Origin of the sequence: Aeromonas sp. 95A (genome assembly GCF_051919235.1) — a bacterium.
Lineage (GTDB): Bacteria > Pseudomonadota > Gammaproteobacteria > Enterobacterales > Aeromonadaceae > Aeromonas > Aeromonas veronii.
This window is the reverse complement of the sequence record NZ_JBQBFC010000001.1, coordinates 2,387,072-2,405,705: the sequence shown is the minus strand read 5'-3', so window position 1 is coordinate 2,405,705 and position 18,634 is coordinate 2,387,072. Positions and strand designations below refer to the sequence as shown.

The 18,634-nt window shown below is 53.1% G+C and carries 18 protein-coding genes; 8 read left to right on the top strand and 10 right to left on the bottom strand.

Annotated elements, in window-relative coordinates; all coding sequences use genetic code 11:
- The first annotated feature begins 12 nt into the window (after positions 1-12).
- Genes ACTG2U_RS10835 through ACTG2U_RS10810 form a run of 6 tightly spaced genes read left to right on the top strand, consistent with a single transcriptional unit; the run spans position 13 to position 10,570 of the window.
- A complete protein-coding gene (locus ACTG2U_RS10835; protein WP_370560680.1) occupies positions 13-267 on the top strand; it encodes a helix-turn-helix domain-containing protein in 255 nt (84 codons plus the stop codon).
- Positions 264-3,170 (top strand): SNF2-related protein, encoded by a 2,907-nt coding sequence (locus tag ACTG2U_RS10830; protein WP_130631641.1) that lies wholly within the window; start codon positions 264-266, stop codon positions 3,168-3,170. The genes ACTG2U_RS10835 and ACTG2U_RS10830 overlap by 4 nt, the downstream gene beginning before the upstream one ends.
- A 35-nt stretch (positions 3,171-3,205) precedes the next feature.
- Positions 3,206-6,370 carry a site-specific DNA-methyltransferase gene (locus ACTG2U_RS10825; RefSeq protein WP_130631642.1) on the top strand — a complete coding sequence of 1,055 codons (3,165 nt, stop codon included), beginning with the start codon at positions 3,206-3,208 and terminating at the stop codon, positions 6,368-6,370.
- On the top strand, positions 6,370-7,503 hold the full coding sequence (locus ACTG2U_RS10820; RefSeq protein ID WP_130631643.1) for an AAA family ATPase: 1,134 nt from the start codon (positions 6,370-6,372) through the stop codon (positions 7,501-7,503). The genes ACTG2U_RS10825 and ACTG2U_RS10820 overlap by 1 nt, the downstream gene beginning before the upstream one ends.
- Positions 7,503-8,147, top strand: coding sequence for a DUF4276 family protein (locus ACTG2U_RS10815; RefSeq protein WP_130631644.1), 645 nt, complete (start codon positions 7,503-7,505; stop codon positions 8,145-8,147). The genes ACTG2U_RS10820 and ACTG2U_RS10815 overlap by 1 nt, the downstream gene beginning before the upstream one ends.
- The gene (locus ACTG2U_RS10810; protein WP_439974461.1) at positions 8,147-10,570 is read left to right on the top strand and encodes a DEAD/DEAH box helicase family protein; all 2,424 of its coding nucleotides are present in this window, start codon (positions 8,147-8,149) and stop codon (positions 10,568-10,570) included. Before ACTG2U_RS10815 ends, ACTG2U_RS10810 begins: the two co-directional genes overlap by 1 nt.
- A gap of 4 nt (positions 10,571-10,574) precedes the next feature.
- Here ACTG2U_RS10810 and ACTG2U_RS10805 read toward each other — a convergent pair whose 3' ends face one another.
- Positions 10,575-11,717, bottom strand: a complete 1,143-nt coding sequence (locus ACTG2U_RS10805) for an IS4-like element ISAs18 family transposase (protein ID WP_041204923.1) — start codon at positions 11,715-11,717, stop codon at positions 10,575-10,577.
- A 96-nt stretch (positions 11,718-11,813) separates the two neighbouring features.
- Between ACTG2U_RS10805 and ACTG2U_RS10800 the strand changes: the two genes are divergently transcribed.
- Positions 11,814-12,773, top strand: coding sequence for a hypothetical protein (locus tag ACTG2U_RS10800; protein ID WP_439974460.1), 960 nt, complete (start codon positions 11,814-11,816; stop codon positions 12,771-12,773).
- A 308-nt stretch (positions 12,774-13,081) separates the two neighbouring features.
- Here the strand turns inward: ACTG2U_RS10800 and radC are convergent, their stop codons facing one another.
- From radC to ACTG2U_RS10765, 7 genes are all read right to left on the bottom strand, one after another.
- Positions 13,082-13,579: a RadC family protein gene (gene radC, locus ACTG2U_RS10795; protein WP_130631646.1), complete on the bottom strand. Its 498-nt coding sequence runs from the start codon at positions 13,577-13,579 to the stop codon at positions 13,082-13,084.
- Positions 13,580-13,690: 111 nt separating this feature from the next.
- The gene (locus ACTG2U_RS10790; RefSeq protein WP_130631647.1) at positions 13,691-13,948 is read right to left on the bottom strand and encodes a hypothetical protein; all 258 of its coding nucleotides are present in this window, start codon (positions 13,946-13,948) and stop codon (positions 13,691-13,693) included.
- Positions 13,941-14,351 carry a hypothetical protein gene (locus ACTG2U_RS10785; RefSeq protein WP_130631648.1) on the bottom strand — a complete coding sequence of 137 codons (411 nt, stop codon included), beginning with the start codon at positions 14,349-14,351 and terminating at the stop codon, positions 13,941-13,943. The genes ACTG2U_RS10790 and ACTG2U_RS10785 overlap by 8 nt, the downstream gene beginning before the upstream one ends.
- Before the next feature lie 9 nt (positions 14,352-14,360).
- On the bottom strand, positions 14,361-14,786 hold the full coding sequence (locus tag ACTG2U_RS10780; RefSeq protein WP_130631649.1) for a DUF2787 domain-containing protein: 426 nt from the start codon (positions 14,784-14,786) through the stop codon (positions 14,361-14,363).
- A 19-nt stretch (positions 14,787-14,805) separates the two neighbouring features.
- Positions 14,806-15,153: a YkvA family protein gene (locus ACTG2U_RS10775; RefSeq protein WP_094696757.1), complete on the bottom strand. Its 348-nt coding sequence runs from the start codon at positions 15,151-15,153 to the stop codon at positions 14,806-14,808.
- An 80-nt stretch (positions 15,154-15,233) separates the two neighbouring features.
- Positions 15,234-15,683: a hypothetical protein gene (locus tag ACTG2U_RS10770; protein WP_130631650.1), complete on the bottom strand. Its 450-nt coding sequence runs from the start codon at positions 15,681-15,683 to the stop codon at positions 15,234-15,236.
- A 12-nt stretch (positions 15,684-15,695) separates the two neighbouring features.
- Positions 15,696-16,019 (bottom strand): hypothetical protein, encoded by a 324-nt coding sequence (locus ACTG2U_RS10765; RefSeq protein WP_113721893.1) that lies wholly within the window; start codon positions 16,017-16,019, stop codon positions 15,696-15,698.
- 246 nt (positions 16,020-16,265) lie between these two features.
- Between ACTG2U_RS10765 and ACTG2U_RS10760 the strand changes: the two genes are divergently transcribed.
- Positions 16,266-16,616 carry a helix-turn-helix domain-containing protein gene (locus tag ACTG2U_RS10760; RefSeq protein WP_113721892.1) on the top strand — a complete coding sequence of 117 codons (351 nt, stop codon included), beginning with the start codon at positions 16,266-16,268 and terminating at the stop codon, positions 16,614-16,616.
- Between the two features lie 11 nt (positions 16,617-16,627).
- On the opposite strand, the gene ACTG2U_RS10755 is transcribed toward ACTG2U_RS10760, so the two are convergent.
- A complete protein-coding gene (locus ACTG2U_RS10755) occupies positions 16,628-17,608 on the bottom strand; it encodes a recombination directionality factor (RefSeq protein WP_130631651.1) in 981 nt (326 codons plus the stop codon).
- Positions 17,605-18,594 carry a YqaJ viral recombinase family nuclease gene (locus tag ACTG2U_RS10750; RefSeq protein WP_130631652.1) on the bottom strand — a complete coding sequence of 330 codons (990 nt, stop codon included), beginning with the start codon at positions 18,592-18,594 and terminating at the stop codon, positions 17,605-17,607. The genes ACTG2U_RS10755 and ACTG2U_RS10750 overlap by 4 nt, the downstream gene beginning before the upstream one ends.
- Positions 18,595-18,634: the final 40 nt, after the last annotated feature.

Here is an 18,634-nt window from a genome sequence, read left to right as displayed (position 1 = left end):
CAAGTCGTAAGTTTGAAAATTTTGCATTATTCTATCGTTCTTTACCTCGATTTGGCCCACGTCATGACCCCGAGCAACCGCGAAGGCGAGATTCTCACCATTAGGGAAGTTGCCGAGTACTTAAAGATCACTGAACGGACGGTTTATCGCCTTGCCGCAGGCAAACAGATACCCGCTTTCAAAGTGGGGGGCTCTTGGCGATTTCGTATTTTAGATATTGATAACTGGATCGCCGCTCAGTTGAAAAAGGCGGAGGGAACAGATTGATCTCTGCGTATCAAGCCAAGTATTACGCCCACGAGCTGATCCGGCGGCATGCTGCCGATGGGGTAGACCGCCTGTCTCAATCCTTGTTCGATGCAAGTGTCGATCTGAATCCACATCAGATCGAGGCAGCCTTATTTGCATTGCGCAACCCTCTGCAAGAGGGGGTGCTGCTGGCCGACGAAGTGGGCTTGGGCAAAACCATCGAGGCAGCATTAGTTGTTTGCCAGTACTGGGCTGAACGCCGTCGCAAACTGTTGGTGATTTGCCCGGCTAGCCTGCGCAAGCAATGGGCACAGGAGCTACATGACAAGTTTGCAGTCCCTACCACTGTGGTTGATGCAGTCTCACTTCGTAAGCAATCCGCTGGTGACATGTTCTCCACTCTACAGAGGCTGGCTGGCAAGGCGGTCGTGATCATGTCATATCAGTTCGCAGCTAGGTTGGAAGCTGAATTGCGTGCAGTACCATGGGACATGGTGGTGATCGACGAAGCTCACAAGTTGCGCAACGCCCATCGTGCTAGCAACCGCACAGGTCAGGCGCTCAAGCGTGCATTGGCTGGCCGTAAAAAATTACTGCTTACTGCAACACCGCTTCAAAACTCGCTGATGGAACTGTACGGCCTATCCACGGTGATTGACGAGCACTTGTTCGGCGACGAAACCGCGTTTCGCAAGCAGTTCATGAACAGCGATTCGAGCATGGACGAACTGCGCGAGCGCCTCGCAAGTTTCACCAAACGCACGTTACGTCGTGATGTGCTGGAGTACATCAAATATACCGAACGAAAGGCGCTGACTCAGCCCTTTGAGCCGACCGACGATGAGCAATCGCTCTACGAACGCATCTCGGCCTTCTTGCAGCGCGAGGATTCCTATGCACTGCCTAAACAGCAGCGCCATCTTACCGCACTGATCCTCCGCAAGCTGCTGGCCTCCAGCTCACACGCTGTTGCCGCTACTCTTGTCACCATCCGCGAACGGTTAGAACGCTTGCTGGCTGACCTGACGGGGAATATTGACGAACAACTGCTTGAGCAGCTGATTGTCGAAGACGATCTTGAGCAGGATTATCTGGAGGAGGTCAATGAGGACGAAGATGAAGCGGTTCCTGTTAAACCATTGGTGGCTGATAGGACGCTCGACAGCAAAGCTATTCGTGCCGAAATCGTCGAGCTAACCTCCTTTATCGATGCTGCTCGTGCACTACAAACCGACACCAAGGCACAAGCACTGCTTAAGGCGCTTATGCTGGGATTCGGCAAAATGGCAGAGCTGCACGCGCCGCGTAAAGCCATTATTTTCACCGAGTCCAAGCGCACGCAGGAATACCTGCATCGTTTTCTCTCTGCCAATGGTTACGAGGGCAAGTTGGTGTTGTTCTCTGGCGCTAACTCACACGAAGAATCCACAGCCATTTACCAACGCTGGCTGGAGGAGTTCAGAGGGACTGATCGCGTTACCGGTTCTCCCCAGGTAGATCGCCGCACTGCACTTATCGATCACTTCCGTAAGGACGATGGTAGTGGTGCGGAGATCATGATTGCCACCGAAGCCGCAGCAGAGGGTGTCAACCTTCAGTTTTGCGCACTTATCATCAACTACGATCTGCCGTGGAACCCGCAGCGGGTCGAGCAGCGTATTGGTCGATGCCACCGTTACGGTCAGCGCTTTGACGTGGTAGTCATCAACTTTCTCAACACCCGCAACCAGGCAGATCAGCGCGTGCTGGAACTTCTCACTGAGAAGTTCAGCTTATTCTCCGGCGTGTTAGGGGCGAGCGATGAGGTGCTCGGGAGCATCGAGGGCGGCCTCGATTTTGAGAAACGCATCCTCCAGATTTACGACACCTGTCGCCAGCCGGAGCAGATAGAAGCAGCCTTTAATACCTTGCAAGCGGAATTGGAAGAGGTGATCGCCGATCGAATTAAAGATACCCAGTCACAACTGCTGGAGAACTTTGATGAGGATGTTCACGACCGACTCAAGCTACGTCTGGATGAAGCAGAAGCTCGGCTCGATAAATTTGGTCGCTGGTTTTGGGGGGTGACTCGCTATGCCCTGAGTGACTCAGCGCATTTTGATGAGCAGTCCTATGCCTTCTCTTTGAGCCATCCCCCACAAGGGATCGAACCGGGTCGTTATCAACTTATTCGGGGCCGCATGGAGCAGCCACGACAGACAGATATGCTGTCTCACGCCTATCGTCTGAGTCACCCCCTAGGCGAATGGAGCATCAATGCCAGCCTCTCTGCTCCTACGCCGCCAGCCGTTTTAACACTGGATTACGAACAGCACGGTATGCGAGTCTCCGTTGTTGAAAGGTTACGTGGCCAGTCCGGTTGGCTGACCTTGGCGCGGTTGGAGGTCAATGCCTTCGAGATCACCGAAGCGCTGCTATTTTCTGGCCTCACGGACCATGGGGAGCCACTGGATCAGAATACCTGCGAGAAATTGATGAGTATGCCTGCCATGAGCAGGCCGACCGCGCTTAACACGACTATCCCGGCAACCTTGATTGCTAACAGCCAACGAGCAGTCGATGCCACCATCGCCCAAGTGTTGGAGGCGAATCAACGGCTATTTAACGAAGAACGCGACAAGCTGGAACGCTGGGCCGACGACAAGCTGTTGGCCGCCGAAGAAGCCCTCAAGAACACCAAGACGCGTATTGCTCAGTTGAAGCGTGACGCCCGCAAGGCCACCACCTTGCAAGAGCAGGAGGTTATTCAGCATGAGCTAGTTGAATTGGAGCGCAAGCAACGTCGCCTTCGGCAAGAGATCTTCAACGTTGAGGATGAGATTATAGCCAAACGCGATGAGCTGATCGCCTCACTCCAGCAACGGCTGCAAGAAAAGACATTTAACGAGACACTGTTCAGCGTGCGCTGGCAGGTCATGTAATCACCGAATAACGTTTCCCAAGATCAGGGCAAGCCATGACCAATAAAAACAATCCCAAATACCAGTCGCTCGTCGCCAAGTTGCGCGAGATTTTCCAGATTGATCGTCCTGAACTCGATTTCGGTATCTATCGAATCCTCAATGCTCGTGCCGGGGAAGTGAACGACTATCTGGATAACCGACTGGCTGCCAAGGTGCAGGCAGCGCTCAACAGCGGCAGTGATACCCTGCGTGAGCAACTCACCCGTGAATTGAAAGAGAAGGAGGCGCAGTACCAGGCTGACGGCATTAACCCCGATACAGTGCCGAAAGTGCTGGAGTTGCGCCAGAAGCTCGCGCAATTAGGTGCAGGTGCCAATGAACATGAAAATGCCGTGTTCTCGCACCTGCTGGCTTTCTTCTCACGCTACTACGAGCAGGGGGATTTTATCAGCCAGCGCCGCTACAAGGGTGATACCTACGCCATCCCCTATGCGGGGGAAGAGGTAATGCTGCATTGGGCCAACAAGGATCAGTACTACACCAAAAGCGGCGAAAACTTTTCCAACTACAGCTTCAAGTTACCCGAGGAGAACGGTGAGCCGGGTCGCACGGTGCATTTTCGCCTGACTGCCGCCGACACCGCCAAAGATAACCGCAAAGACAACGACAAGGAGCGCCGCTTTGCGCTGATCGAGAAGAAGATTGTCACCCGTGTGGATGAAGAGGGTAATGATGTCGACGAGGAGATCCTGCCGGTAGAGGAGGTGGATGGCGTCAGTGGTCGCGAGTTGATCATCCGCTTCGAATATGCCGTGCAGCCCAAGGGCACCAAACAAGAAGCGTTGATCAGCAAGGCGACCAGCACAGTGCTTGCCGATACCGTAGTCAAAACGCATTGGTTGGCACTCGGCAGCCGAGCACCCACCGAGAAGAACCCACAGCGCACCCTGCTGGAAAAACACCTCACCCACTACACCACCAAGAACGCTGCTGACTACTTCATCCACAAGGATCTGGGGGGCTTCCTGCGCCGTGAGCTGGATTTCTACATCAAGAACGAGGTGATGAATCTCGACGATGTGCAAACTGCTGGCACCTTCGCGGATATCGAAAAATCCCTTCGGATGATCCAGTGCCTGCGTGCCATCGCATTGGATCTGATAGCCTTTCTGGCTCAGTTGGAAAATTTTCAGAAAAAGTTGTGGCTCAAGAAGAAATTTGTGGTCTCCAGCCACTATTGCATCACCTTGGATCGAGTGCCGGAAACGCTTTATCCCGAAATCGTGGCAAATGAACGGCAGTGGGAGCAGTGGAAGCAGCTTGGCGTGTGGAATGGCAATATGTCTGGAACAATGGCGGACTTGAAAGCTGGGCTTTATAGGATGGTGGACACTTGCTTGTTCGATGTTGAATTCGTGCAGAAGCTGGTGGCAAATATTGAGGATATTGATGAGAGCGTTAGTGGCCTGCTTATCAATAGCGATAATTTTCAAGGGCTTTCATTGTTGCAGGAGAGGTACCACGAGCGAGTAAATTGTATCTACATTGATCCACCGTACAACACTGATGCTTCCGCCATTATCTACAAGAACGGATACAAAGACTCCTCTTGGCTCTCTTTGATTCAGACCCGGCTTGATTCAGCCAAGCGTCTTATGCAAGAAGATGCATTGATTGGAGTTGCTATTGATGACCAAGAGGCATCACCACTAGTACAAGTGCTTAACTCGACATTTGAGAAGCAAGTTGGTGTCGCTGTGGTTAAGTCAAACCCTCAAAGCCGAAAAACGAAGGGGAAGTTTTCTCCTGTCCATGAATACGCGTTCTTTTATGGAAAAAGTGAGAAGTCCTTGCCGTACACCATTGGATACAGCGCAAGCAAAGCTGCGCGTTACCCATTAGAAGATGAGCAAGGAAGATATTCATGGATGAACTTCATTCGAGCAGGAAGTAACGATTTACGAACGGATCGTCCAAAACTCTACTACCCAATAGCAGTTAGTGACTCAAATAAGTTAAGAATCTTGAAAATGGAGTGGAACCAAGAAAGGCAAGAATATGATCTGCTGGAGCAGCCTAATGTAGATGAAACCCTTGTCTACCCAAATCGAGAAGTAGACGGAAATCTTGTCGAGAAAAACTGGCAGCGTGGTCATATTCGGGTAAGTGGAGAGTATGAGGAATATCGTGTACGTCGAAATGCACAGGGTGAGATTAGCATTGACTTCAAGACTAGGATGGACGATGAAGCCCCACCAGTCACTTGGTGGGACAAGGGGGAGTACGCCTCTGCGAATTATGGAGCACCAGAGCTGAAGGAGCTTTTTGGAGAAAAATTATTCGATTTCCCTAAGGCAAAGAAGCTAGTCGAGGATGCTGTTCGTTCATGTGGTGCAGCAGAACCTGAAAGCATTACGTTGGATTTCTTTGCTGGCTCAGGTACTACAGGGGAAGCTGTAATTCGGATAGGGCGAGAAACAAAAGCTAACCATCGTTATATTCTTGTTGAGCAAGGAGGCTATTTTGACACCGTCGTCAAGCCACGTATCCAGAAGATCGTGTATTCAGCCGATTGGAAGGATGGCAAACCTACCTCACCAGAAACAGGCATATCTCACTGTTTTAAAGTTCTTAAGCTCGAAAGCTATGAAGACACCTTGAATAACCTGCAACTGCGTAAACCGGTAGGCACAGATGACCTGTTCAATACGCTGCCGCAAGAGGTAAAAGATGACTACCTGCTCAATTACATGCTGGATGTGGAGAGCCGTGGTTCGCTGCTGTCGGTTGAGGATTTCAAGAAGCCATTTGACTACATGTTGAACGTGGCGGTGGATTCGGCGGGGGCGTTTGAGCCGCGCAAGATCGACCTGGTGGAGACCTTCAACTACCTGATCGGACTACGGGTGAAGCACATTGATGCCCAGCAGGAGCGTGGTTTCGTCACTGTGACCGGCACTCTGCCCAGTGGTGAAACCTGCCTTGTGCTCTGGCGTGACTGCGATGTGTTGGACTATGACGGCATCAATCAGCTCTGCGACAAGCTGGCGATCAACCCGGCCGATAACGAATTTGATCTGGTCTATATCAACGGCGATCACAATATTCCGACCAAGCTGACCCAGACGGGGGAAGACGGTGGGGCAACCCAATCATTTAAATTGCGCCAGATTGAACCGGAATTTTTGGCCCGTATGTTTTCGGTGGAGGATCTGTAATGGCTAACTTAGACAAAGCCCTATTGAAGAAAGTCCCAGCGCGTATCCAGTCGGTGACCATTGAGGGTTTTCGCAGCTTGCGTCATATAGACAGACTGGAACTTCCCCAACTGACGGTATTGATTGGTGCCAACGGGGCTGGCAAATCGACGCTGATCCGCTTTTTTGAAATGCTCAGCTGGATGTTGAAGTCACAGAACCTACAAGAGTTTGTTTTGCGCCATGGCGGTGGTGACGATCAGTTCTTTATGGGGGCACGTAAGACAGCGCGTATTCATGCTGAGTTATGTCTGGATACTGGTTCAGGCATGAACGATTACCGCTTCGACCTGATGCATCTCTCTGCGGGCGATACTCTAATGGTTTCGAATGAGGCATATCGTTTCGCACCTCGACGTCTCTCTCGTGAGGCGTCATGGACAGAGCTTTCTACTGTGGGTAAAGAGTCTTGTTTACCGGAACAAAAAAATAAAACGGCAAAGACAATCTGTAGTCTATTAAGGCAATGTCAGACGTATCAGTTTCATGATACATCGGTAAATTCCTCAATTCGGTTGCGATGGGATATTAGCGAGTCTTACCGCTTGCGTTCAGATGGTGGCAACCTTGCGGCTGTATTGCTGGATTTACAGGCTAATGATCCTCTGCGTTACAAGGTCATTGTCCGGCAGATTCAGCGGGTATTGCCCACGTTCAAGACCTTTGTGTTGGAACCCGTTGCCGGTAAAGTCGAGCTGCGCTGGCAGGGATTACACAGTGACAAGATTTTTGGTGCTCACTTGACATCTGATGGCTCCTTGCGCCTGTTCTGTCTACTGACGCTGTTAAATTTACCGCCAGAACGGCTGCCTGATGTGATGTTCTTCGATGAGCCAGAATTGGGGCTTCATCCACATGCCATCACCCTGGTGGCCGAGATGCTCAAGCGCCTTGCCAAAAGCCGCCAAATATTTGTGGCGACCCAATCGCCTTATATGGTCGATTGTTTTGACTTGGAAAATATTATCGTGGCAGAAAGCAAACAGGGTGAAACCTCATTGCGCAATTTGCCCCGCGAACAGTATCAATCCTGGCTGGACGATGATTATCTGCTCTCAGATATCTGGCTTACCACCCCTGTTGGGGGGCTGTGATGCGCAATATCTGTATCATCTGTGAAGGGCCAACAGAGACCGAGTTTGTTACCAAGTGCCTTGTTCCCCATCTGATTGAACATGGCGTCTACCCCCATGCCCGCATATTGCAAGCGCCTTCCGGGCGCCATCGCGGTGGGCGGGTCTCGGTCGAGCGACTGGTTAAACATTTATCCCATGAGTACCGAAGCTATGACCGGTTAACGACGCTCGTGGATTTCTACGGTTTTCAGGATCGTGATGGTCGCAATCGTGCCGAACTTGAAGATGCCATCCTTGAAGCCCTTCGAGCCTGTACCACTGGATTTGATGAACGATTTGTTCTGCCCTATGTGCAGATGCATGAGTTCGAAGCGCTGCTATTTAGCGATATCGAACAGTTTGAATGGGTACAAGATGGTTGGTGTGAGGAGTCCAGAGCCAAGCTGCAAGCTGTACGCGCAGCCTATGCCAATCCAGAGGATATTAACAATAGCCCACAGACCGCCCCCTCCAAGCGGCTTCTTGCCATCCTAGGGGAGGAAAACTACTCAAAGGTAGAGCATGGTCCGCTTGTCGCCGAGGCCATCGGGCTGGATGAAATCAGGCGTCAATGTCCGCAATTTAACCAATGGCTCAGTGCGTTGGAGGCATGGGGTAACTAATGGCAAAACAACCAAAAAAAACAAAGAAGCGTAGCTTTCATCAAGAGCTGGTGCTGAATCGCTGGATGCTGCGTTTCTTTAATGCCGAACATTTGAGTGCCTTGAAACTCAGGCTGGGCGATGATCGCCATGAGGGCATCGACGAGGATGGGCAGAGCCTGTTCTTTCATGAGCTGATCCGTGGACTGTTTAATCCTAATCGGGTGACAGAATCCGATCTGCGTCGTTATGACCTGAGTATTGTCAACCACTGGCAGGCCATCACCTCCCAACGTAGCCAGCACGAAGGCCACGAATTACAGATGAAGTACTTCCAGTACCTCTCTCTGTTGTTCTCCGAGATCTATCTGGACTGGTATTTCAACAAGCGGCAATCTCTGCTGAATGGCCTGAATGAAGAGCTGGAGGAGTACCGTAAAGAGGTTGGTGCAGAGCCTTTCTGCGATTTCGAGGCAGATGATCTTAACAAGATCGCCTTCTGGAACGCGACCGGCAGTGGCAAGACATTGTTGTTGCACGTTAACATCCTGCAGTACCTGCACTATTTCCAGAATGGTCACATCGATAGCTACCCGGACAAGATTATCTTACTGACACCCAACGAAGGATTGTCACGTCAGCATCTGGAAGAGTTGAACTTGTCTGGATTTTCGGCCCAGCATTTTAACAAGAATCAGACTATGCGTTTCCCTGGCATGGTCGAGATCATCGACATCAACAAGCTGGGCGATGAGATGGGCGATAAAACAGTCGCCGTGGATGCTTTCGAAGGCAATAACCTGGTGTTGGTGGATGAAGGCCATCGTGGAACGGGCACGGCGGCAGGGGCTTGGATGGCGCGACGAGATGCCTTGGTGCGTGGTGGTTTTGCCTTTGAATACTCGGCTACCTTTGGACAGGCCGTTGCCAAAGGAATGACAGTTGCTGCAGCAGAAGAGGATATTAAAAAGAAGCGCGCCAAAATGTTGTTCGAGACGACCAGCCTGAGAAAGCTGAATGCAGAGCAACTTGCGCAGCTTACGTTGACTCCGGAGGAGACCCGCCGCGCACGGCTCACAGCGACTCGCGAGATCTACGCCAAGTGCATTCTGTTTGATTACTCCTACAAGTTTTTTTATGAGGATGGCTACGGCAAGGAGTCACTGATCCTCAACATGAGCGGTGAGGCTTACGAACAGGCCGACAATGCACGTAAGTATTTCACTGCCTGTCTGCTCTCTTTCTACCAGCAGCTTTGGTTGTGGAGCACGCAACAACACAAGTTGGCGGACTTCAATATCGAGAAGCCGCTCTGGGTCTTCGTCGGTAACACTGTATCGGGTGAAGAGTCAGACATTCTGGAAGTGGTGCGGTTTCTCGCCGATTTCCTCAATGACGAGGCACAGAGCAAAGTTTGGCTAGCTGACTTGATTGCCGATCGTGCACAGATCCTGGATGCTAAGGGCAACAACATCTTCATGGGGCGTTTTACGCCGTTGATGGGGTTCACTGATCGAGTGGATGATCTGTATGCCGATATTTTGCAGCGGGTGTTTAATGCGCCAGCAAAGCAGCGATTGAAGCTGGTCAACATCAAGAGCAGCAAGGGAGAGTTGGCATTACGGGTGGGTGATGCTGAGCCTTTCGGGCTGATCAACATCGGTGATGATGCGGGGCTTTTCTCTGTGGCTGAGGACGTCACCGCCTTCGATAACGAGCGCGATGATTTCGGTGGTGCGCTGTTTGGGACGCTGAACAATAAGGATAGCCATCTCAATGTGCTGGTCGGTTCGCGCAAATTTACCGAGGGCTGGAGCAGTTGGCGTGTTTCCACCATGGGTCTGTTGAACATGGGTCAGGGGGAAGGCTCGCAGATTATCCAGTTGTTTGGTCGCGGTGTTCGCCTCAAGGGTAAAGGTTTTTCGCTCAAGCGTACCTTACCGCAGGATCGGCCCACAGGAGCACACCTGGATAAGCTGGAGGCACTCAATATCTTCGGTGTGCGTGCCAGCTACATGGCTGCCTTCAAGGAGTACTTGCGTGAGGAGGGGATTACTCCCAGCGATGAAGTGCTGGAGCTGGACTTTCCTACGCGGGCCAATTTACCCAAGGGAAAACTCAAGACGCTGTCATTGAAAGATGGTTATAAAGACAACCAAAAGATGGGCTTCAAAAGAGTTCATTTCCCTTGGTTGTATGAGGTCCCTAAGCAATTTAAGGACAAGATCAAAATATTGCCTGTCGTGTTGGATATGTACCCGCGTGTCGAAGCCTTGTCTACCCAAAGCAAGGGGAGTGCCACTACGATGGAGGCACGGCACAAAGGTAAGTTGGATCAGCGGGTGTTCCCGGCGTTTGACTGGGATCGTATCTATTTGGCATTGCAGGAGCATAAGTTGCAGCGTAGCTGGAGCAACTTGCCTCAGAGATCCCCTCATTTTTAGAGACTCAAATAATTCCAAGTGTGCGGGTATATAAGCGGTGTTGCTTCAGGTAGTAGATAAATTTATCCATCAACAAGACCGCATTGGCTTCTTTCATTTTAGGTAACAACTGGTAATAGATGACCCCTTGCCGAAAGAACGAATAGGTTCGGCTCTTGCTGGTATTGACCTTGATCGTTCTCTCTAGACCGACACTGTCTCCAGCCTTACCCAGCAGCGTCAGCAAGACGATGGCCAGGGCACTGAATAAAAACAGTCGGTCGCGCCGGACCGGATTACTGATGTGCACATCTCCCATACCCATGCCGAATTTGTAATCTTTGATATCACGAAAACTGGTCTCGATACCCCAGCGCTGGCCGTATAGTTGCAACGCCTTGGCGGCGCTCAGGTCGGTCCGGTTACTGGCCAGAAACCACGCGTCTTTCATGCCACTCTTATGACAACAATAGACCCGTTCGACAGGCTGTCGCTGCCCAGTTAGCTCCACCGCTTTGAGGGTTCGGGTGCGCCCGGTCGGCGTTAGCCAGTCCCGAGCTGGAACCTGCTCTACACCAGGGTAACCAACCAAAACATTTCCTTTAAATCTAATGAGATAAGCAAAGCCTAGCTCTTGCTCCAGGCGTTCGAACAGCTCCATGTAACCAAAGCCGCGGTCAGCTACTACCGTCACGAAGATACCCTCTGGCAACGTCTGCTTGAGCTTGGTGAGCAGCTCTTTCTCATGGGCATTGCGTTGCCCTTTGAGCAACGATTTCCGATGGGTTTTCCACAGCAGCGGAGTACTGCGACCGTGGTTGGTTTGCAGGCTGATAACCAAGGTACTGTGATCATCGGCATCGAATTCGGTCCAGTCCATGGAGACTACGATCTCGGTACGTTCACCGACCACATAGGGCACCCAATCGTCAAAGAGGCTCCAGACATTGAGCTTGGTGTTAGTGAGCAGGCGATCCACCTGTTTAACCGCATGTTTACGTTCGAGACCGTTGGCCAAGGAGAGGCCACTACCGATGGCGTGGATGGCCAGTGAACCTGACTCGATAACCCCGAGGGTAGCATTGGCGAGGGAAAGAACACGCTTAGCATGCATGTCCTGTCCAAATATATCGTCGATGTGGTTGAGGATTAGTTCGTGGTTAAACATGGGGATAGTCTGTTGGGTATTAGCTGGTCAAGGATGGCGATCATACCTCAGAAGCCGCGCCACGCCTCGCTCATATGAGGGGATGGTTAAGGCAACTTGCGACTGGAGCGGCAGAGGCTTATCAGTTTTTGTGAAGGTTCCTCAGATTGGTACACGCTGTTTATTCCAGCGGCAGAATTGAAGGTGACCAGTTTCAACGATATTCGCAAGCAGGAAGATATTTTAATCCGGCTGCTGACGGATTATACCGATCGCTTTTATAAGGCGCTCAAAACCGGCTATGAAGGGCAGTTCTACGACATCATCCATATCGATGAAGATCATGGTTCCATGCTTAAGCTGTACCAGTTCGAGTTCGATAACAGTGATGATGGCTTGCAGTATCACACTAAGCTGGATGCGCTGAAAAATCTGGTAGCTAGTGGAAAAATTGGTGAGGCGAGTAAGTGGAATGCACCACATATGGTTGCCATCAGCTTTGATCGTCATCTGTTCTACCCACTGTTCAGCTTTGAGAATGATGGTGACAAGGATCTGGTTCCCTTAAAACTCAAGCCTCTTGGCCTTGGAGCCCCCAGCGAAGTTGAGTTTGTGCGTGATCTGGAAGCATTTTACAAATCGGATAATGGTAAGGAGGCTATTGGCAAGCGCAGCCTATACCTGCTTCGCAATGCCGATAGAGAAGGAAAGGGATTAGGCTTCGCGTTAGCAGGCAATTTCTATCCGGATTTCTTGTTGTGGTTGGTAGATGATGAGAGTGGAAAGCAGTGGCTGACGTTTGTTGATCCCAAAGGACTCCGCAATATCGATCTCTCCCATCCTAAGTTGGGGTTGTACAAGGAAGTTAAAACTTTGGAGGCAACACTGGCTGGACAGGCTCAACCAGGGGAGCCGCCATTGGTCTTGAATGCATTTATTCTTTCACCCACAAAGTTTGCCAATTTGCTCAACGTAGGAGACTCAACGAAGAAAGCGGAACTGGAGGGGAAACATGTGCTCTTCATGGAGGATGGGGCGAATAGTTATCTTTCGAAAATGTTTGCCAAGTTGATATAAGTAAGAACCATAGCCATGTCGCTGAATGAGTCATTAGCGACGAAAAAAATGGTCGGGGATAACCCGACCATTTTTATAATCACCGCCTACGTAAATGTGACAAAAAGCCGTGATATGGCACAGCAGGGGGGAGTCAGCCTCGGTTGACAATGCCAGTGCGCCAAAACGTGGTTGAACTTGGGTGTGTAATCCCCAACTGCCTATGGTTCCCATTTTCTGTGTACTCCTAATGATGGTAAGTCGTCGTAGAGCTTACTGCTGGCCATGCCTTCTTCCTCCATGAACGGGCCTCCTGACCGGCGTGGCAGTTACAAATTCCCTCGTTCTGCCAGCGACACCACTCCCTCAGTACCGACGACCAGATGGTCCAGGGTGCGGATATCCACCAGTGCCAGGGCATCCTGTAGGCGCAGGGTGATCTCGATATCTGCCCGGCTGGGTTCCGGGTATCCCGACGGGTGGTTATGCACCAACATCAGGGCGGCAGCATTGTGGTGCAGTGCCCGCTTGACGACATCGCGAGGGTAGACGGTCGCAGCGGACAGGGTGCCAAGGAACAGCTCCTCGTAGGCCAGGATCCGGTGTTGGTTATCGAGGAACAGTGCTGCAAAAACTTCGCGGTCTCGTGTTTGCAGCAGCCCTTGCAGGGCCTGATGGGCCAAGTGTTTATCGGTAATAGCTTCTCCCTTGGCCAGTTTCTGCCGGGCAACGGCTTGGGCGATGGTGAGCAGGTCATCGTCGGTGACAAGGTCAGTCACCCGGTAGGTGCCGGGGGTCTCCCCGGCGATCAGCTTGTGATGCAACATGATTGTGCTCCATACACCATCGCCCCACCGAGTGGGGTGCGGCAGGGTAGGCGAAGTAGTTGGTTAATGAGTTACTGAATGGGGTGTGACCGCAGGCTTGGTTGGCAGTTTTCAGGCTGCCAAGGTGTGCGGGGTGTAGTCGTGCAGCGGAATGTGGTAACTGGTGGCTAGTAGGGTGCCGAACTGGGTTAGCCAGCGGTGATCCGGGTGGTCGCACAGCCATTGAGCCAGTGCTTTGCCCTGTTCGTTTTCATAGCGCAGGTAGAGGGCATAACCGTCCACTGGCTGGCCTTGGTCATGCACCACTTCAATCTGACCATCGTGTTCAAGGTAAGCCTCCAGCTCGATGGCGAGCACGGCGTTAATCATCTTCGGTCTCCTTGTCAGGGATGGGGTCACTCTCCACGGCATAGCCACGATGGATGCAGATGCGCTGCAAGTCGGTAAGAAAGCTTGCCAGCACGCGGGGTTGCTCGATGAGTGGCACGGGCCCTGCTTGGCAATGCCAAAAACAGCGGCGCTTGGGGTCGATACAGATTTCATCTCTCGGCTGGCTCATTGTGTGCCAGTCCTCGGCATTGGTGATGGAGAGTAACTGCCACTGCATGCCAGACCAGCGCACTTGCAGGGTGATGGTGCGAGCGTGTGGGCTATCCGGGGTCAGGTGCAGCAGCCAGCGCTGACCACTGCGGGTGGGGGTCAGCTTGGCGTTGGCGGCGACGTGTCCCAGCCACTGGCGAGAGTAGTGGGAGAGCGCTAATTCTTGGCTCATCGTGACCTCCTAATCTCCTGCGACCGTGACGCTGAAGCATTCCAACCGGCAGTAGGCAATAAAGTTGCTCTGCCAGATGTCGAATAATTCCCGCGCTTCGGCCAGCCGCAACTGTCCCCAGCCCAACATGGTGTGTTCCCCATCGAGGAAGTTAAAATCGAGCTCCTTGCAGAGCTCGGCATCATGGCCCTGCCCCTGGTAGCTGAAGTCGGTGACGTAATCGAATAGCCAGCCATCGAGCCCACGGATCAGGCGGATCTCGACTGGGTGTACGCCGCCTTGCTCGGCGCTGTAGCCGGGATTGCGAAAGTTGAAGGTCAGTTGGGTTAAGCGATCGATATTGAGCTCGGTTTTAGCGATTTCCTGGTTGAGCAGAACTAGCAATGCTTGGGCTACGGGCAGGGCAAAGCCGTCCCGGAAAAAGGGAATAGTCATGATGTACTCCTTGTGGGGGTTAATCTTGTCCGAACAGCTCGCGCATTTTTCTGGCTGTACGGGCACGGATCTGTTCATCAATAAAGGCGGCAATGCTGGCGAGTGCTGCACTCAGTACCGCGATGTCATCGGTGAGCCCCATCGGCAACACGTCCGGGATCGCATCGATGGGGGAGATAAAGTAGGCCAGCGCACTGTAGATCAGCAGTTTGGCCCAGAGCGGTAAGTCATCCTTCTGGCTGGTGTAGTAGAGCAGCAAGCAGGTCTCGATAAAGGGCCGACCGGCACGTTTGGCAAAGGCCCAGAGTTTGTGCCAAAAGCCTGTGTGATCGAACGGCTCGCATTCAGGGGGAATGCAGGGGGGCATAGTGCGTCTCCTTCACGGGGGGAATTGCAGAAATAAAAAGAGGAGGCAAATGCCTCCTCTTGGATGGGAATGGGTGTGAACTATTGGTCCCACATCAAGCAGTCAAACTCGGGGGTATTGGTGGCGGGCAGTACAGAGGCTACCTCTTGGGTCGGCAGTGCAAGCTGCTTGCCGTCAGCCGTCAAAATGCGGATCGACTTGGCCTTGCGCAGCTTGCCCCACATGTCGAAGAAGTTGTTCTCACCGACACGGGATTCGGTCTCATAGGGCGCATCGTATTGGCTGCCATCGACGATGATGGAGAAAGCCTGCCCAGCATAAGAGCCGTACTCCTTGCCCTGCACGGTAGCCGTCATGCTGACTTTGCGGGTGTCATTACAGGCGATATAGAGATGGTTCTGTTCGTTGACCACCGCCGTATATTCACTGGTACCCTGACCCCAGCCGCTGCTCCAGCGTCCGGCCTCGCCATAGGCCAGGGCGTTGTTGCATAGCAGGATGGCCGTCAACGTGATCCAACATTTGTTCATGGTTAACTCTCCTTATCCAACGTAGTAACCCAACACATTTTGTAAAAAGCCACCTGCCGCGATGTAGCCCACCACACCCCCGATGAGCTGGGGACCAACTTTCCAAAACAACTTTTTCTTGAACATTTCCTGTGCGCCGTCAGCCAGCAGTAAATCGGGCTGGGTAAAGCGGCGGAACAATTCCCCTCCCATCAGGCCCAGCGAGGTGAAAAGCGAGCCAAAGACAAAGTGCCAGATATGGCCCCAGAACCCGAGCTGCGGAGAGCTACCGGTCCAGAGTGAATAAATGGTGACGACGAGAAAAAACAGGGTGGCAATAACGGGGTAACGAGTCATGTACTTTTCCTTATGTAACAGAGCAATAGTAACAATGGCAGCCGCCCTAACCGCTCGCGTAAAAGCGCTTTACCCGAGATAGGAGGGGACCCCACAAACGAGAATTGATGTTTGTTGTCGGTGGGTCGGTCAGCGTAGCGATCATCGATTTACGACTGGGTGCAACCTGCTGGGTTGATATTCGCCTTTTTGAGTCCTTATCGTCAATGGGTCTATGGTCAACCATAGAGGTTGACTGGAGGAACCATGACAGACATCAACCTTGAGCTGTTAGCCAAGAGCGTCGGCAAGGCGATTAGCCACAAGCGCATCCAAGCCGGATTCACGCAAGAGCAGGTGGCGGAGCACCTTGAGATAGGAATGGAAGCCGTCTCCCGGATGGAGCGGGGAATTGTGGTGCCGACCGTGGTGCGGTTGGCGGAGTTGGCTCAGCTGTTTGGCTGTGAGCTGGCGGACTTTCTGCGCGAGACCAGCAACCGCCCGACCGAGCAGGGCATAGTGCTGAGCCAGCAACTGGCCCGGCTCGATGATGCCGACCGGACCCTGTTGCTGGAAACGGTTGAGCGGTTGGTGGAGCGGTTAGCCCGTCCCGGCTGAACGCCCGCCATTCACTGGGGAGAGGATGGGCTCCCTTTCCCCAATTTGTTGGTGAGTGGACTCCTTCTTGGTTGTGGCCTCTGCGGCATTCTGGTTACTTGGCTTTGCGGTGCGTTATGCGAGGCAACCTCCACTGCCCCTACGTTTCCATTCGCCGTATCGTCGCTGTTTGCTTCGGGATAGAACTCCTCCAGCAACATCGGCACCTCTTCATCGATATCCTCAAACTGGCCATTACGCAGCAAGTCACGAGCGACCTGCTCCATATTGTCGATGGCGAGCCCCGCCTCTTGGTCACGCTGGGCCTCCTCCTGAGCCTGTCTGACTACCTCGGTCAGGTTGGTCTCTTCCCGCAAGGTTAAATCCACGTAGTAGACCGGTGTGCGGTAGGACTGGGTGGTGCTCTTGGCTCGCAATCGCAGGGTGAGCGGCAGGTAGCGGGTATGGCCCCCGCTCACAGCCTCCAGGTACTTCAGTCGAGCCGCCAGAGTGCGCACCGAGTTGTAGCCGGTGGTGCGGAAGATAAAGCTACCCAGCTCATCCCCTTGTCCCTCCACAAACAGGTTCAGTCGTCCGTACAGCTTGCAGCCCTGTTGCCCTGCAAAGGCGCAGCGCTCTGGTCCAGGGCAGCTGACTTCCTCCATGCCTTGCGCCCCCACACGTCTCGCCACCTCCCCATTCCCGACACAGAGCGGCCTGCCGGTTTGCCGGTCAAATGCGCTGTATTCCGCCCGCAGATTCAAGTCGCTGTCGTTGAACAACACCCGCACCGGAATGGCGCGGATCTTGGTTTGCTCCTGCCCTTGGCCACTTTTCTGCGATGAGTAGTGTTGATGCAGGGGATGGAGCAACCATCCCCCCTTTTGCTGTATCTGGGTGGTGAGGGTGAAGCTGTCGTCCTTCTCCGGTACCCACTTATCCTGTTTTTGCACCAGCTTGCCGATGCAGATCCGCCCAATCACGGGCGGGGTGATCGCCAGTCCTTTGATCATGGTGTTTGCCTCAAGGGTTGAATGGTGAAACGGCGCACGCCGGGTACCGGTTTGACGTAACGGGTGAGCAGGTCGGGATGATCCTGACCGAGCTTATCGAGATCCGGTGCCAACCGGTCTTTGCTGCGCTTCCAGGTGATCTTGCCATCGGCAAACAACCCGGCTGTCGCTTCACCCAAGGTCGCTTGCAGCCGCTGCTTGAGCTGCGACTCCTGCAGCTCGACCGCTTCCTTTTGCTGGCGCAAGCGCAGTAGCTCGCCAAACAGCTGGTTGAACTCGGGGGAATCGGAGAGATCCACCGTCTGGCCATCGTCACGCGGAAACAGCCAGCTCAGCGCATTGGCGGCATCACTGGAGCCGTCAGGCTCGGGCTGCCGGTCTTGTTGCACCATCTGCCAGAACAGCGCTTCCCGTTCGGTGAGATCCAGGAGCTTCTCCTCATCGCGCTCGATGCGGTAAATCCGAAAGTCCTGGCCGCCGATCAGCACTGCCACCTCAGCCCAGGCATGGCCGGTGACGGCCAGCTGATGCAGCACCTGACACTGGTACGCCACCGGCACCCCTTCCTCCCACTGGGGGGCACTGTGATAGCTGGCGGTCTTGATCTCCAGAATACCCGGCCCATCGGGATGGCCGACTACCTCCCGGTCGAGGTTGGCGAGCATGAAGGGGTGCTCGGGGTGTTGCAGCACTGCATTGACCCGGCGCACCTTATAGCCGGTGCGTTTGGCATAGACCTGCGCCAGCACAGGTTCGAGCTCAATACCCCACAGCACCGCCTCCTTGTGGGAGATATCCTCTGGCTCCTTGCGACCAGTTTTCTCCAGCCACAGGCTGAGTGGGCATTTGTAGGGGGATAGCCCCACTGCCACGGCGGCATCGGAGGAACCAATGCCGAGTTTGCGGATCGCAAGCCACTGCTCGCGGGTTAACTGGGTAGTGGAGGCCAGCCGTAGGGCTTGGCCATATTTGGCTTTTGCTTTCATGACTATTCCTTGTTGACGGCATAAATGGCTACGCCCGGAT